Genomic DNA, 15,012 nt, shown 5'->3' with positions numbered 1-15,012 from the left:
ACGCAAAGTCGCAAAGAATTAAATAAAACTTTGCGACTTTGCGTCTTTACGAGATTTTTATGTGGTATTTGGATTCTTCTTAATTAGAAGAAAACGAGAAATTATTATTTTTGAAAAGAAACGGTACTACCGGTTTCATTAACATCAATCGAAATTGTATTTCCCATAATAAGCGCTCTGTTGTCCTGAATATGGCCGGCCGGGAAATTGAAGATAACGGGAATATTATATTTTTTGGTTACATCATCAATAATTTCGACTGCATTTTTCCCCCATGGCACTTCGTTGTCTTTCATTTTGGTCATTCCGCCAACGATGATTCCTTTTAGGTTTTCAATGCATCCATTACGCCTTAAATTGATCATCATGCGATCGATATGATATAAATATTCATCTAAATCCTCGATAAATAAAATTTTATCCTTGCAGTCAATAGCCGATGGTGATCCTAACAAACTATATAAGATAGACAAGTTACCGCCTACCAATTCTCCGGTTGCTTTACCAAAACGGTTCATTTTATCCGGAGCGACAGTATAAGATAGCGGTTCGCCAAACAAACTCGCTTTCATTGAGCTAATGGCAGCCGGAGTTGCACGCGGAATCGTAACGGGCATAATACCATGAATAGATTTATAACCCATTGTATTTAAATGATTGTGCAAAACCGTTACGTCGCTAAAACCAATAACCCATTTTGGGTGTTGTTTAAATTTAGTAAAATCTAAAAGATCAATCATTCTCACGGTTCCATATCCGCCGCGAACACACCAAATTGCTTTGATATTGGGATTGTCCAACTGATGTTGGAAATCTGCAGCACGTTGTTCATCAGTTCCCGCCAATTGATTAAAATCGAGTCCAATTGAGGTTCCCACAACCGCTTCTAATCCCCAGCTTTTTAATAAATCTATGGTAGGTTTTAAGTTATCGTCGATATTTTTTCTGGCAGTTGCTAAAATGGCTACGGTATCTCCTTTTTGTAAATAAGGTGGTGTGATCATGTTTTGTTGTGATTGACAAGTGAATGAATGCAAAGTAAAAATAAGGAATATGAATTTACAACAGGCAAAGTGCTTCTTTAAGTATTGGTTTGGGCTCATGTTCATGGTTTCTTTTCTACTTCAGTATTAATGATAAACAAATATAGAAATTTTAAAAAATAAAATAATTAGAAAAATCTTACAAATAGATTAATTTGCCTAAATTGAACTTTTTAAAATACTAAGTTCATGAAGATTTTTAGATTTCAGGTATATATTATTGCGCTGTTTTTTCTTTCGGTTTCACAGGCACAGTCAAAAAAGTATACCATTCATACCGTGGCATTTTATAATTTCGAAAATCTTTTCGACACGATAAATGATCCTGCAACCCATGATGACGAATGGACACCAAACGGAGCACAACACTGGACCAGAGAAAAGTACGAACAGAAACTAAAAAATCTTTCCAGAGTTTTGTCAGCAATAGGAACACCCGAAAATCCTAATGCACCAACAATAATTGGCGGTTCTGAAATCGAAAATCGAGGTGTTCTCGAAGACTTAATCAAGGAACCCAAATTACAGCATCTCGACTACGGAATCATTCACTTTGATTCTCCGGACAAACGTGGAATCGATGTTGCATTACTCTATCAAAAAAAATATTTCAGGCCCACTTCTTATTCGAATATTCCTTTATATATCTATAAAAATAATACCATTGCAGACGAAAAGAAAGAAGAAACAGATGATGAAATCGAAATAAAGACAGCCAACAACAACCGGATTTTTACAAGAGATCAGCTTTTGATAACTGGTTTTCTTGAAGGCGAGGAAATCCATATTATTGTCAATCACTGGCCATCGAGATCGGGCGGAGAAAAGAAAAGCAGTCCGTTTCGCGAAGCAGCAGGAAATTTAAACAGAAAAATTATCGATTCTTTACAACAAATAAATCCCAATGCAAAAGTCATAACAATGGGTGATTTAAACGACGGCCCGTTTAACCGAAGTGTAAAAATAGCTTTAGGGGCAAAGGCTAAAAAAAATGAAGTTCCCGAATTTGGTACATTTAATCCGTTTGAAGAACTGGCAAATAAAGGCATGGGAACGATCGCTTTTAGAGATTCATGGGACATTTTCGACCAGATTATCATTACAGAATCCCTTATAAAATCTGATTTTTCGACCTTTAAATTTTGGAAAGCCGGTATTTTTAGCAAACCCTTTCTTATTACGACTTCCGGACAATACAAGGGATATCCCTTACGACATAGTTTGACCGAGGTTGGTTTTAGCGATCATTTCCCCGTTTATATTTATTTGATAAAAGAGATGAAATAGTCGTACTTATAGTTTTCAGTCGCAGTCTCAGTTTTCAGAATTTTGCGACTGAAAACTGAGACTGCGACTGGAAACTTTTCCTTAACTTAGCTTCATAGAAACTCAGTATCAGTAAATATGTCAATAGCAAAACCTTTCAACCTTACTAAATGGATTGACGAAAACCGTCATTTACTTAAACCGCCAGTAGGGAATAAAAATCTCTATGTTGATTCCGGCGATTATATTGTAATGATTGTAGCGGGGCCAAATGCCCGAAAAGATTACCATTATAACGAAACCGAGGAGCTTTTTTACCAACTCGAAGGAAGCATAAAAGTCGTAATTCAGGAAGATGGCGAACGTAAGGAAATGGAATTAAATGCCGGAGATATGTATCTTCATCCAGCTAAAGTTCCACATTCTCCAGTTCGTTCAGAAGGTTCTATTGGCTTAGTAATCGAACGCAAACGTGCCGGAAAAGGATATACTGACGGATTGCTTTGGCATTGCGATAATTGCAATCATAAACTCTACGAAGTATTTTTTGAATTGCATAATATCGAAAAAGATTTCCTGCCACATTTCGAACATTTCTATAATTCTGAAGAGTTAAGAACCTGCGAAAATTGCGGAACCGTAATGGAATCTGATCCTAGATTTGTCGCGAAGAAATAAACATATCCTAACAGGTTTTTAAAACCTGTTAGGTATTATAATATTAGCAATTAGCAATTAAAGTCTTTGAAATTTTAGTTTTTAGGAGCTATTTCCCGCTATCCGTTTCAATCTTTTCCTGGCTAAAGAAGCCAGAAAAAGGATTTCCACTTCTATCGGGGCTAGGGCATTAGTTTTCAAAATGAAGTTTAAGATTTGACAGTTATTCTAGCTATCTCTTAAAGCGCGTAAAACTTTGTCAAAGTTTTAAACTTTGGCAAAGGTGGCAGACATCATGTAAAGTGCCAATCTTTGGCGAGTAACTTGCGGAGATTCTTCGTTCCTCAGAATGACAAAAATGAGAATATAATATGTGACTTAAAAAACTACAACTCAAACTTTTTTCCTTGTTCCGGATAAATAATTTTCAATCCAAGATCGTTTTGCTTTTGCAATTGTGCTTTCAGTTTGATGATATTTTTAGTTGGTGGTTTCAAATGTGTCACGATAATATTAAAACCTTTCAAAGTTCCTTTTCCTGATAAATCTTCTAAAGTGTGAAGTTCTTTCATTAAATAATTTGGCGTTAAATGTCCAAACAAAAACTGATCCGGTTGTTCATTAGGGAACGAAACTTCGATAAAAATTCCTTTCAGTTGTTTACTTTTTATAAGAGGCGCAATTGCTGTCCAAAGTGATTTCAGTTTATCGCTTTTTTCTACAGCATCCGGTCCCGTATCTCCTAAATAAAGCACATAAGATTCTCCGTTTTTAATCAAAAAAGCAGTACTCTCAAACGGATTTACATGACTTAACGGAAATGCTTTTGCAGTCATCGTAGTATTGGTAATTGGAGTTTCTTCTCCAATATTTAAAGTTTGAAAATGATATTTTTTTAACGGAGTTCCCGGACCTTTATCACCAAAATTGGCCCAGGTTTCATCATTAAAATAATGATTTTCCATCATTTCCATACATTTTTCAGTTGCGTAAACCGTTTTTGAAGAATCGGCAGGGGAGTTGATAATCAATCCTGAAACGTGATCTAAATGTGCGTGAGAAATAAAATATCCTTTAATATACTTTCGTAAAACTTCACTTGTCGAAACTTTAAATACTTTATTTTCGATCGCTTTTTCGATTCCGGCATTTATAGTTCCGGCATCGAGAGCAATAAAATCATTCGTATTTATTGGTGCTACTAAATATGCCGAAAGATTTTTTTCGTCGATTCCGCCTTTTATTCCTAGCGGAACAACCTGAAAAGCAGGTTTTTGTTCTTTTTGAGAAAATGCATTTGCAGAAATTAAAACCAAACAAATCAAAAGACGATTGAAAACAGACATATTTAAATAATTTTGTTGCTGCAAAGTTCCTGAATTAAGACGAATAAATTGTAGCATATTTCTTTATTTGAGTTTTATTAATCCTAAATTTACTTGATTTTAACAATTTGCTTCGGTTGAAATTCAACTCGAAATAATATCTTTACATGAAAATATAACAATTTTAACTAAAAAAGTTACAATGACAACAATAGCATCGCAATTTGGAATGAATGAGGCTCTGGAAAAATTGGGCATCAAATTGATTAATGAAGGAACATCAACAGGAATAGAAAACTTTTCTTCAGGAGAAATTCTAGACAGTTTTTCACCAGTTGACGGGAAACTAATTGCTTCGGTAAAAATGTCATCACCTGAGGATTACGAAAAAGTAATGCAATCAGCGACAGCAGCTTTTAAAACTTTCCGTTTGATTCCTGCGCCACAACGTGGAGAAATTGTTCGTCAGTTTGGGCAAAAGTTGCGTGAAAATAAAGATGCGCTTGGTAAACTGGTTTCTTACGAAATGGGGAAATCATTGCAAGAGGGTTATGGAGAAGTTCAGGAAATGATCGACATCTGTGATTTTGCAGTTGGTTTATCACGTCAATTGCACGGATTAACGATGCATTCAGAAAGACCAGGACATCGCATGTACGAACAATATCATTCATTAGGAATAGTTGGAATTATTTCGGCATTCAACTTTCCGGTGGCAGTTTGGTCGTGGAACACTGCTTTAGCGTGGATTTCGGGAGATGTTTGCGTTTGGAAACCTTCTGAAAAAACACCACTTTGCGGAATTGCATGTCAAAACATTATTGCTCAGGTTATTAAGGAAAATAATCTTCCTGAGGGAATTTCTTGTTTGATAAATGGTGATTATAAAATAGGAGAATTAATGACGGCTGATACTCGTATTCCGTTAGTTTCTGCAACTGGTTCTACTAGAATGGGAAAAATCGTTGCACAAGCTGTTGCGGGACGTTTAGGTAAATCATTATTAGAACTTGGAGGAAATAATGCGATCATTGTTACTCCTGATGCTGACATCAAAATGACTGTTATTGGTGCTGTTTTTGGTGCAGTAGGAACTGCCGGACAACGCTGTACATCTACGCGCCGCTTGATCATTCACGAAAGTATTTATGATAAAGTAAAAGATGCTTTGGTAGCAGCTTACAAACAATTACGAATAGGGAATCCGCTTGATGAAAACAATCACGTTGGACCACTAATTGATACTCACGCGGTCGAAATGTATGCTGTAGCTTTAAACAAAGTTGTTGCCGAAGGAGGGAAAATTTTGGTTGAAGGCGGAGTACTTTCCGGTGAAGGTTATGAAAGTGGCTGTTATGTAAAACCGGCAATTGCCGAAGCTCAAAATTCATACGCCATCGTACAACACGAAACATTTGCTCCGGTTTTATATTTAATTAAATATTCTGGAGATGTTGATAATGCTATCGAGATTCAGAATGGAGTAGGACAAGGGTTATCATCAGCAATTATGACCAACAATTTACGTGAAGCCGAAAGATTTTTATCTGTTGTAGGCTCTGATTGCGGAATTGCAAACGTCAACATCGGAACTTCAGGTGCTGAAATTGGTGGTGCTTTTGGAGGAGAAAAAGAAACAGGAGGCGGACGTGAATCCGGATCTGATGCCTGGAAAATTTATATGCGCCGTCAAACCAATACCATCAATTATACAACGAGTTTACCTTTGGCACAAGGAATCAAATTTGATTTGTAATTGTAAATAAATTCAATATAAAACCGTTAATTTCAAATAAATTAAATTGGCGGTTTTTTATTTGGGTTAATTTATTTTACTATTTTTTGAGTGAAAAAATTTCTGCAGGTTGAGTTAAATTATAAAGCAAAAGTAAAGGCTTCCGATTTTTTGGAAGCCTTTACTTTTGCTTAATAGTTTTGAATGAAATTATTTTTTAATTATTTTTTTCGAAAAAGTACCTGTTTCGGTTGTTATCCTTACAATATAATTTCCTGCCGCAAGCTTGCTTACATCAATAGATTGTGTTTCCTTTTCAGTAGTTTTGAGTAACATTCCTAACAGATTGTAAATTTCCACTTTTTGAACATTTTCTGATACGATATGCAATTGATTTGCTACAGGGTTAGGATATACTGTGAAATTTGAAATCCCGAAGTCCTGATTTAAACCTAATGTAGCATAAGTCGTTTTAATATAGAATAAATTTGCTGCATCTTTTTTTGCAATAGTGTGATTTCCGGCGGCAATAGGCACATTTATAATTCCGTTTGTTGCAGTATAGTTAGTTCCGTCAATTTTGGCAGTACCGGCAGCTTCAGCAAATAGTAGTATTAGTGTACTTGGCTGAGTTGTGGTATAAGTAATTGCGGTCGCAGTTTCCATTTTAAGGCATTGCGTTAATGTTTGTCCATTATAAGTAACGGTTCCTTTATTGGTTGCAAGGTTTCCTGTTATGGTATAAAAATCACTTGTTTTTCCTGATAAAGTAAAATCGTGTATTTCGTCACCGGCAATTGGCGCAACCGCTCCTTCAAGATTTATTGTTCCTGATAATTTTGCAGGAGTTCCTCCTGTACCACTTGTGGTAATAGTAAAAGAAATAGTGGCTGTTGGTGTGCCGCTTATCGTTATCGTTTTGTTTGTATCATCCTTTACGAAAGTTATTCCGGATGCAGGTAATCCTTTTATTGAAACGTCTGTTGCGTCACCTCCCCACACAAAAATCATTGGTTCAATAGCTGTTTCTGATGTAACCGTTTGATTAATGTCACTGTCTGTTGTTAAGCTCTGAGAACTTTCAACAACAGGAATTTCGCCTTGAATAGCAATCATAGTACTTGCGTAATTAGTAAGTGCTGCTTTAAGAGCCGGAATTACAAGTGCTGATTTATCATCGACAGCATTATTAAATGTCCATTTTAAATCTCCACCGGAAACCCTGCCCGCATATTGCATAACCTTAGTTTTGGCTATTGATGGAGCGTCGATAATTTGATTTTTTATGTAAAACGATGCATCATTATCGAAATTATTATAAGTATTTGCACCTAAAAATGATTTTACGCTTGCAGGAATCTGGTCTTCGCGATTGGTTACAACGTAGGCATCGAAATCAGTGGTAGAATTTATTTTTCCTGCAATGTTATACAATGGGTTGGTGTCTCCATAAGCTACAAATCGCATTTTATTTGTAGCGATATCGGCATCAAAGGTATTATTAAATGCTTTGATACTACCGCCAGCTTCACCGGAGAAAGTTCCTACTGTTTTTGCATTGTTTTTCTGAGCCGATTCATCCCAGGCATCCGTGCCCTGCATCGAGATCATCATTGGATTTTTAGTATTTCTAAAATAATTGCCTTCTACAAATAAAGACGATCCCATAGTCGACCCGGCACCATATTTAGAATTACCATCATAATAATTATTGTAGATGTGGGCTGAATAAAAGCGAACACGAGGATGGCGCGAGTCAGAGTGATCGAACCAGTTATGATGATATGTAATATACAAGCCGGTTGTAGTCCCTTCGCTTAAACCTAAAAGACTTGCTTTTCCGCTATCCCAAAAGTGATTGTAAGCTAATGTAATATAAGTGGAATTTTTATTGTCTAATGCTCCGTCGCCTTTTATTTGGTCAGCGTCACTTCCGGCATCTCCATAAAATAAATCATTATTATGTACCCAAATATGGTCATTATCTTGTTGCATTCCGATATTATCACCAGCAGTGCTATTGCAATTCATGAAGCCGAGATTACTAACCTCAATATTCGAAGCCGACTTAAGTCTTATTCCCATTCCGTTTACAACAGCATCATCTCCAACTCCTTCTATGGTAAGATAGCTGTTGGCATTATTTGCATTTTCTATCGTAATATCACCGCCTTCCATTATAGTCATGTCGGTAATGTTTCCAATTAAACGAATAATAAAAGGACGTGTGTCTTTTCCTTTTTTGATACCGTAAAGAATATTTTGTAAACCAACACATGGATTAGCGCTGGCTCCTGTAATATTCATCGAAATAGTATTTTTTGTATTTTGACTAATATAAAGAATTACTGCGTTGTTTTTTGGTGTGCCGTCTGCTTTATATCCTCCCGGAATACGACCACCGTGAAAAGCAAAACCTGATCGATCATGGGATGATACTGTTAAATTTTGTGTCGAAGATCCCGATCCTTCTACTGTTGCTGTAACTGGTTTAATGGTTATAGTATAATTTCCTGCAGCAAGTCCCGGAATATCGGCGCGAAAATACGTTCCATAATCACGGATTAATTCGTTGTCTATTTTTTTATTGGTTTGACCGCCTCCGGTGTAGTAAACATTATAAGTGTCTGCTCCGGAAAGTGGCATCCATTTTACATAAGCTGATTCCAGCCAACCTGATGATTCATTAATTGTTATTTGCTGTGACCATGTTTGTATGGTAGCGAATAAAAATAGTAGATAAAGTAATCCTCTTTTCATGTTGTTTAGTTTTAAAGTTAGTCAAAGCGTGGTTTTTGTGGATTTTATATCTTTAAAATGAATGCAGTAAAATGTAATCGATTACACAAAAATAAGTATTATTTTTAAATTATTAGTATTTATTCTCTAAAAAATATATAATATAAAAAACTGATCTGTTTTTTACCGAATATGTAATAAATTGCACAGATTGTAATTTATTACATGTGTAAAATCAATAGCTATTTTAGAGATTTTATGGGATTTTCTTACTGCTATTTAGATGATGGAGTTTGATTCTAAATTTATATTAAAGCAGTATTTTTTTGAAAAAGTAAAAGACTTCCTGCCATTCATATTACAAAATGATTAATAAGTTTAGTCAAAAAAAGATGCAAAAGGCTGGATATAAAATAGCCTTTTAAAGAAGTAATCGATCCAGTTCTAATTAAAAAAGAGGTATAAAAAAAGCCTTTTTGAGAAATCAAAAAGGCTTTGTATGTATATGAGTAAAGAATTAATCTTTACTTGATAATTTCGATAATAATCTTAAGAATTCGATGTATAACCAAACTAAAGTAATCATTAATCCCATAGCTCCGTACCATTCCATAAATTTTGGCATTCTTTCCTGAACTCCTTTTTCAATTTGATCAAAGTCTAAAAATAAGTTCAAAGCGGCAATAATGATAACAAAAACACTAATTCCAATGCTCATCATTCCATTTCCGTAATGAACAGGAGTAAAATTAAAAATCAACGAAGCGATCCATGAAATCAAATAATAGGTTGCAATTGCTAAAGTTGCAGCAATAACTACTGATTTAAATTGCTCCGTAACTTTTACAATTTTAAATTTATATAATCCCAGGCAAACTAAAAAAGTTACAAGCGTTGCACTAACCGCATTTATTACGATTCCCGGATATTTAGCTTCAAAAATAGCAGAAATTCCTCCAATAAATAAACCTTCAAATAAGGCATAACCCGGAGCCAAATATGGAGAAAGGTGAGGTTTGAATACTGAAACTAAAACCAAAATAAATCCTATTATTGCTCCGCCAATTGCAGGTAATAAAGCGTTCATTCCGTTAAATGCCATCCACCATGTTACCATTGCAGATCCGCATAATATTAAAAATAAAATAGCTGTTTTATTGATAGTACCTGACAAAGTCATTTCCTGATTGTAATCAATAATTTGAGCTTGGTGTACTTCTTCAGCTTTTGAAACAGCATTTGATGAAAAACGCTTGTTGCTTAAAAATGGATTTTTTGAGTTGAAGTTCATATTTCTAATACATTTAAATGAACCCAAATATATGGAGTTTTTTTGAAGCCCGTATTGTTTAAGTTAAATTTTTAACATGAATTTCTCTTCTGAAATAGAATGTCCCTGAAATAAAAAATCCATTCGTTATTGCGAATGGATTTCTTTATATTTTGATTGAAAATTTTAGTTCAATAAATCTAAAACTAATGATGGAAACAAACCTAAAACTATATTTAAAGTGATTGAAATTACAGCAACGGCATAAATAAGGAAAGGTTTTCCTGTACGTTCCTGGTTTGGTTCTTTAGAATACATGGCTAATATTAATTTGAAATAATAACCAACACTAATAATAGAGTTGATAACAGCAACAATTACTAAAGCAATATATCCGGCCTCAATAGTTTGATTGAATAAAAACAATTTAGCGAAGAATCCTGAGAAAATAGGAATACCGGCCATAGATAATAATGAACCTGTAAGGATTGCCGCTAACAATGGATTTGTTTTTCCTAAACCGTGAAAATTCGTAATGTCTTCATTGTCCTGATTTTTACATACATATAATATTACGCTAAAAGCAGCAATTCCGGCCAATGCATAAGCAGCAGTATAATATAATAAAACACCTGCTGATGTGGCAACGGTTAATAAAGTCATCAACATAAAACCTGCATGCGAAATTCCTGAGAATGCCAACATACGTTTTACATTTACCTGACGTAATGCCATTATATTACCAACAGTCATAGAAGCAATTGAAATGATCACTACGATAGTTTCAAATGTTCCTAAAAGATCCTGATTGTCTAAAGAAGGAACAAAATTTAATGCCGAAACCAATTTATAAAGAGTTGCAATCGCTACTACTTTTGCCAAAGTACTCATTAATGCAGTAGTTAAAGCAGGAGATCCCTCGTAAACATCCGGAGCCCAGAAATGAAAAGGAACTGCAGCAACTTTAAACAACATACCAATAATCATCAAAATCATTCCAATTGGAAACCAGATTGGCAATTCGGCAGATAGAGAACTTTCATGAATTTCAGCAACATCAAAAGTTCCCATTGCTCCGTAAATCAGGCAAATTCCGAATAAGATAATTCCTGATGCAAAAGATCCCATCAAAAAGTATTTCATACCTGCTTCGTTACTTTTTAGATTTAATCTTTCGCTTGCTGCCAGTACATAAAGCGCAATTGATAAAATTTCGATGCCTAAGAAAAACATAGCTAAGTTTCCAAAAGAAACCATAGCAACTCCTCCGGCTAATAAAAAGATTTTTATAGCCACAAAATCAGAGATTTTTGTTGGATGATTTTCGTAAAAGTTATGACTTAATGCTACTAAGAAAATAGTCAGAATAATAAATAAAGATGAAAACGTAGTAGAGAACTTGCTCACCGCAATCATATTACTATAGTAACTTGCTGTTGATCCAAATTCGTAATAGTTAATGGCCAAAACACCCAACAAACCAATAATGGTGATAGGAACTATGGCTTTTCTTAAATTAAGAATTTCAAACAATAGGCAGAAAATACCCAATCCTGTTATAGCTATTAATGTATTCATTTTTGTTTTTTTGATTTAGGAAATCTCAAACTAATGATGCCCTAATTTATTTTTATTTAAAATATTAATTTTTATTGATAACGTTTAGAATTGTTTCTAAACTTGGTGTAATCAAGTCTGTAATTGGTTTTGGATAAAATCCGAATAATATTAAAACCGCAATAATTACTACGAATGAAATTCCTTCATTAACAGAAACATCCGCAAAAGTTTTAGAATTCGTTTCTCCTAACATTACATTTTGAAACATTTTAAGCATATAATAAGCTCCTAAAATAATAGTTGTTCCGCCTAAAACAGCAAACCAAATATTAATTTGAGAAAGACTATACAAAACAGTAAACTCTCCAACGAAATTAAAAGTTCCTGGTAAAGCTACAGAAGCCAATACCAAAATTAAAAACATAGAAGTAAATTTTGGAGATTGAGTACGAATACCGCCTAATTCACCAATTTCTCTGGTTTGGAATCTTCTAAAGATAACTTCACCGGCAAAGAACAATCCTACTACAACAAAACCGTGAGCAATCATTTGTAAAACAGCTCCGCGTAAACCATCAATGGTTAATGTGTAAGTTCCTGCAGCAATTAATCCAACGTGTGCAAGAGAAGAATAAGCCAACAATTTCTTTAAATCTCTTTGTCTTAAAGCTACGATCGATCCGTAAATTACTCCGGCAATTCCTAAAGCAATAAAGATATTCATGTATTCTTTTGCAGCCAATGGTGCAATTGGCAATTGCCAACGAATAACACTGTATAATCCCATTTTTAGCATGATACCAGATAAAAGCATTGTTCCAACAGTTGGCGCTTTTTGGTAAACGTTTGCCTGCCATGTATGGAAAGGAATAATTGGAATTTTAATCGCATACGCTAAAAAGAAAGCTAAGAAAATCCAAAGTTGTTCACTAGCCGATAGATTTAATTTGTATAAATCTTCGATCAAGAAAGTTCCTGCTTTTTGATATAAATAAATGAAAGCAATTAACATGAACAATGAACCTGCAAGTGTGTAAATAAAGAATTTAACTACTGCTTTTCTACGTTCTTCAGCATCACCATTACCCCAAATAAGAGCAATAAAGTAAATAGGAATAAGTGCTAATTCCCAAAAGATATAATATAAAAGACCATCTGCTGCAAGGAAAGTTCCTGTCATAGCAAAAGCCATAAATAAAATTAAAGCATAAAAACCTTTTGCATTTTTATATTCATTCCCAAAAGAAGAGAATATAATAATTGGCGTCAAAGCAACAGTCAGTAAAAGCATTGCAATTCCTAATCCATCGGCATTTAAAGCAAATGAAATATTAGGTTTAGTAATCCAGGTGTTGATTAAACTGATATTTTCGCCTGCATAAAAATGATTTAGCAATACAATTGAACAACCTAAAGCCGCCAAACTAAAGAACAAAGCTACTTTAGATGCTAGTTTGTCGCCAGCAAAATAAGTGACAAATGCACCAATTAGAAGAATAATTAATATAAGAGAAACGTTCATAGTTGTAAAATTATTTAGCTAAAAATATATAGGAAACAATGGCGCAAAGCCCCAAAACAAAGGCAAAAAGATATAATCCGATACTTCCGTTTTGTAATTTTTTGCCTTGAAAAGCTAATTCGTTAGTTACTTTTCCTAATCCAAAAACAAGAGCAGATAAACCAGTCTCTATATAGTCTCTGAAAAATCTTGATAATCCGTTAATAGAGCGAACAAATACGGCATCGTAAGCTTCGTCTACATAATATTTGTTGTATAAAACTTTGGTTAAACCTGTAATGTTTTCATCGGCTTCCGGAACATTATCTTGTTTGAAGTATTTAATGTATGCAATTAAAATACCTAACAATCCGCCTAAAACAGCAACTCCCATCAAAGTGTATTCTGTTGTACCTAAATGATGTTCTTCTCCTGCCACTTTCGTGAAAAGCGGAGCCAGATATTCATTCAGCCAGCTATTTCCTGGTAAACTGATTAATCCTCCAAAAGTTGCCAAAATAGCTAAAATGATAAGCGGAATAGTAATTAATGAACCACTTTCATGTAAATGATGTTTTTGTTCTTCAGTTCCTCTAAATTCTTTGAAGAAAGTTAAGAACATCAATCTGAACATATAGAAAGCTGTCATGATTGAAGCTATCGATCCTATAACGTATAATGGAATACTTTTGTGGAAAGCAGTCAGTAAAATTTCATCTTTAGAAAAGAATCCTGAGAAAAATGGAACTCCTGAGATTGCCAATGAAGAAATCAACATCGTCCAGAAAGTGATAGGCATTGCTTTACGCAAACCACCCATCTTACGCATATCCTGTTCTCCGTGTAAACCGTGAATAACAGAACCTGATCCTAAGAACAAACAAGCCTTGAAGAAAGCATGAGTAATTACATGAAAAACAGCTACTTCATAAGCACCAAATCCTAAAGCTAAAAACATTAATCCTAATTGAGAAACGGTGGAGTAGGCCAATACTTTTTTAATATCTGTCTGTACTAAACCAATTGTTGCTGCCACTAATGAAGTCACAGCTCCAATAATTGCAATTACAGTCTGAACGTCTGGTGCTAAATCAAAAACAAAGTTTAATCTCGTTACCATGAAGATACCTGCAGTAACCATTGTCGCCGCGTGAATCAATGCAGAAACCGGAGTTGGTCCAGCCATCGCGTCAGGTAACCAAGTGTATAACGGAATCTGTGCAGATTTACCACAAGCTCCAATAAACAAACATAAAGTTGCTAGTGAAAGCAAGGGTAAGTTTAGGTTTGTTGCTCCAGCGATTGCCGTTTTCAAAGTTGCATAATCTAAAGTTGAGAACATAGAGCCTAAAATGAACATTCCAATTAAAAGACCTAAATCTCCAATTCTGTTCATGATGAACGCTTTTTTTGCAGCATCATTGTAATCCTGGTTTTTATGCCAAAATCCAATTAATAGGTAAGAACAAAGTCCAACACCTTCCCATCCGATGAAAAGTACTAATAAGTTGCTTCCAATTACAAGTGTAATCATAAAGAAAATGAACAAATTCAAGTAAGAGAAGAATTTGTGCAAGTTCTCGTCATCATGCATGTAACTGATAGAGTATAAGTGAATCAAAGATCCAATTCCCGTTACAAAAAGTAACCAAAGAACAGATAATTGATCTAATAAAAACCCAAGATTGATTTTTAAGTTGCTAATTTGAATCCAATCAAATAAAGTCACTTCAATTGCTTTTCCGGTTGAAGTTATTTGATTAAAAAGTAAAAGAGAAACTATAAAAGAAATTACCACGGCAATAGTTCCGATTGCACCAGAAACTGTTTTCCCTAAGTTTTTGCCAAAGAAAACGTTGATTAAAAATCCTAAAAAAGGAGATAAAACTAAAAGTAAAGCTAAATTGGTATCCATT

At 34.5% G+C, this 15,012-nt stretch carries 10 protein-coding genes; 3 read left to right on the top strand and 7 right to left on the bottom strand.

What is annotated here, in order from left to right; translation table 11 throughout:
• Positions 1–104 precede the first annotated feature (104 nt).
• Positions 105–1,004, bottom strand: a complete 900-nt coding sequence (locus FLP_RS21825; RefSeq protein ID WP_078006478.1) for a S66 peptidase family protein — start codon at positions 1,002–1,004, stop codon at positions 105–107.
• Positions 1,005–1,232: 228 nt separating this feature from the next.
• On the opposite strand from FLP_RS21825, the gene FLP_RS21820 reads away from it, so the two are divergent.
• Entirely contained in the window at positions 1,233–2,330 is a 1,098-nt protein-coding gene (locus tag FLP_RS21820) for an endonuclease/exonuclease/phosphatase family protein (protein ID WP_065451615.1), read from the top strand.
• Between the two features lie 117 nt (positions 2,331–2,447).
• Positions 2,448–2,987 carry a 3-hydroxyanthranilate 3,4-dioxygenase gene (locus FLP_RS21815; protein WP_065451614.1) on the top strand — a complete coding sequence of 180 codons (540 nt, stop codon included), beginning with the start codon at positions 2,448–2,450 and terminating at the stop codon, positions 2,985–2,987.
• A gap of 365 nt (positions 2,988–3,352) precedes the next feature.
• Here FLP_RS21815 and FLP_RS21810 read toward each other — a convergent pair whose 3' ends face one another.
• Positions 3,353–4,312, bottom strand: a complete 960-nt coding sequence (locus FLP_RS21810) for an MBL fold metallo-hydrolase (RefSeq protein WP_065451613.1) — start codon at positions 4,310–4,312, stop codon at positions 3,353–3,355.
• 181 nt (positions 4,313–4,493) lie between these two features.
• Here FLP_RS21810 and amaB point away from each other — a divergent pair, with 181 nt between their 5' ends.
• On the top strand, positions 4,494–6,047 hold the full coding sequence (gene amaB / locus FLP_RS21805; protein WP_065451612.1) for an L-piperidine-6-carboxylate dehydrogenase: 1,554 nt from the start codon (positions 4,494–4,496) through the stop codon (positions 6,045–6,047).
• A gap of 189 nt (positions 6,048–6,236) precedes the next feature.
• On the opposite strand, the gene FLP_RS21800 is transcribed toward amaB, so the two are convergent.
• The 5 genes from FLP_RS21800 to nuoL all read right to left on the bottom strand — a co-directional run bounded on the left by FLP_RS21800 (position 6,237) and on the right by nuoL (position 15,011).
• Complete coding sequence (locus FLP_RS21800; RefSeq protein WP_065451611.1) at positions 6,237–8,786, bottom strand: pectate lyase family protein; 2,550 nt, start codon at positions 8,784–8,786, stop codon at positions 6,237–6,239.
• Positions 8,787–9,282: 496 nt separating this feature from the next.
• On the bottom strand, positions 9,283–10,056 hold the full coding sequence (locus tag FLP_RS21795; protein WP_065451610.1) for a Bax inhibitor-1/YccA family protein: 774 nt from the start codon (positions 10,054–10,056) through the stop codon (positions 9,283–9,285).
• A gap of 165 nt (positions 10,057–10,221) precedes the next feature.
• Positions 10,222–11,613, bottom strand: a complete 1,392-nt coding sequence (locus FLP_RS21790) for an NADH-quinone oxidoreductase subunit N (RefSeq protein ID WP_065451609.1) — start codon at positions 11,611–11,613, stop codon at positions 10,222–10,224.
• 64 nt (positions 11,614–11,677) lie between these two features.
• Positions 11,678–13,117 carry a complex I subunit 4 family protein gene (locus FLP_RS21785; RefSeq protein ID WP_065451608.1) on the bottom strand — a complete coding sequence of 480 codons (1,440 nt, stop codon included), beginning with the start codon at positions 13,115–13,117 and terminating at the stop codon, positions 11,678–11,680.
• Between the two features lie 10 nt (positions 13,118–13,127).
• Entirely contained in the window at positions 13,128–15,011 is a 1,884-nt protein-coding gene (gene nuoL, locus FLP_RS21780; RefSeq protein ID WP_065451607.1) for an NADH-quinone oxidoreductase subunit L, read from the bottom strand.
• Position 15,012 lies beyond the last annotated feature (1 nt).

Origin of the sequence: Flavobacterium piscis, from assembly GCF_001686925.1 — a bacterium.
GTDB lineage: Bacteria > Bacteroidota > Bacteroidia > Flavobacteriales > Flavobacteriaceae > Flavobacterium > Flavobacterium piscis.
The sequence above is the reverse complement of the archived record's forward strand: the minus strand, read 5'-3'. Positions and strand labels throughout refer to the sequence as shown.

What these genes read in the sequence shown, in the direction of transcription:
- nuoL (WP_065451607.1), bottom strand. Translation starts at nt 15,011, where the DNA reads ATGGATACCAATTTAGCTTTACTTTTAGTTTTATCTCCTTTTTTAGGA.
- FLP_RS21790 (WP_065451609.1), bottom strand. Translation starts at nt 11,613, where the DNA reads ATGAATACATTAATAGCTATAACAGGATTGGGTATTTTCTGCCTATTG.
- FLP_RS21825 (WP_078006478.1), bottom strand. Translation starts at nt 1,004, where the DNA reads ATGATCACACCACCTTATTTACAAAAAGGAGATACCGTAGCCATTTTA.
- FLP_RS21785 (WP_065451608.1), bottom strand. Translation starts at nt 13,117, where the DNA reads ATGAACGTTTCTCTTATATTAATTATTCTTCTAATTGGTGCATTTGTC.
- FLP_RS21810 (WP_065451613.1), bottom strand. Translation starts at nt 4,312, where the DNA reads ATGTCTGTTTTCAATCGTCTTTTGATTTGTTTGGTTTTAATTTCTGCA.
- FLP_RS21815 (WP_065451614.1), top strand. Translation starts at nt 2,448, where the DNA reads ATGTCAATAGCAAAACCTTTCAACCTTACTAAATGGATTGACGAAAAC.
- FLP_RS21795 (WP_065451610.1), bottom strand. Translation starts at nt 10,056, where the DNA reads ATGAACTTCAACTCAAAAAATCCATTTTTAAGCAACAAGCGTTTTTCA.
- amaB (WP_065451612.1), top strand. Translation starts at nt 4,494, where the DNA reads ATGACAACAATAGCATCGCAATTTGGAATGAATGAGGCTCTGGAAAAA.
- FLP_RS21820 (WP_065451615.1), top strand. Translation starts at nt 1,233, where the DNA reads ATGAAGATTTTTAGATTTCAGGTATATATTATTGCGCTGTTTTTTCTT.
- FLP_RS21800 (WP_065451611.1), bottom strand. Translation starts at nt 8,786, where the DNA reads ATGAAAAGAGGATTACTTTATCTACTATTTTTATTCGCTACCATACAA.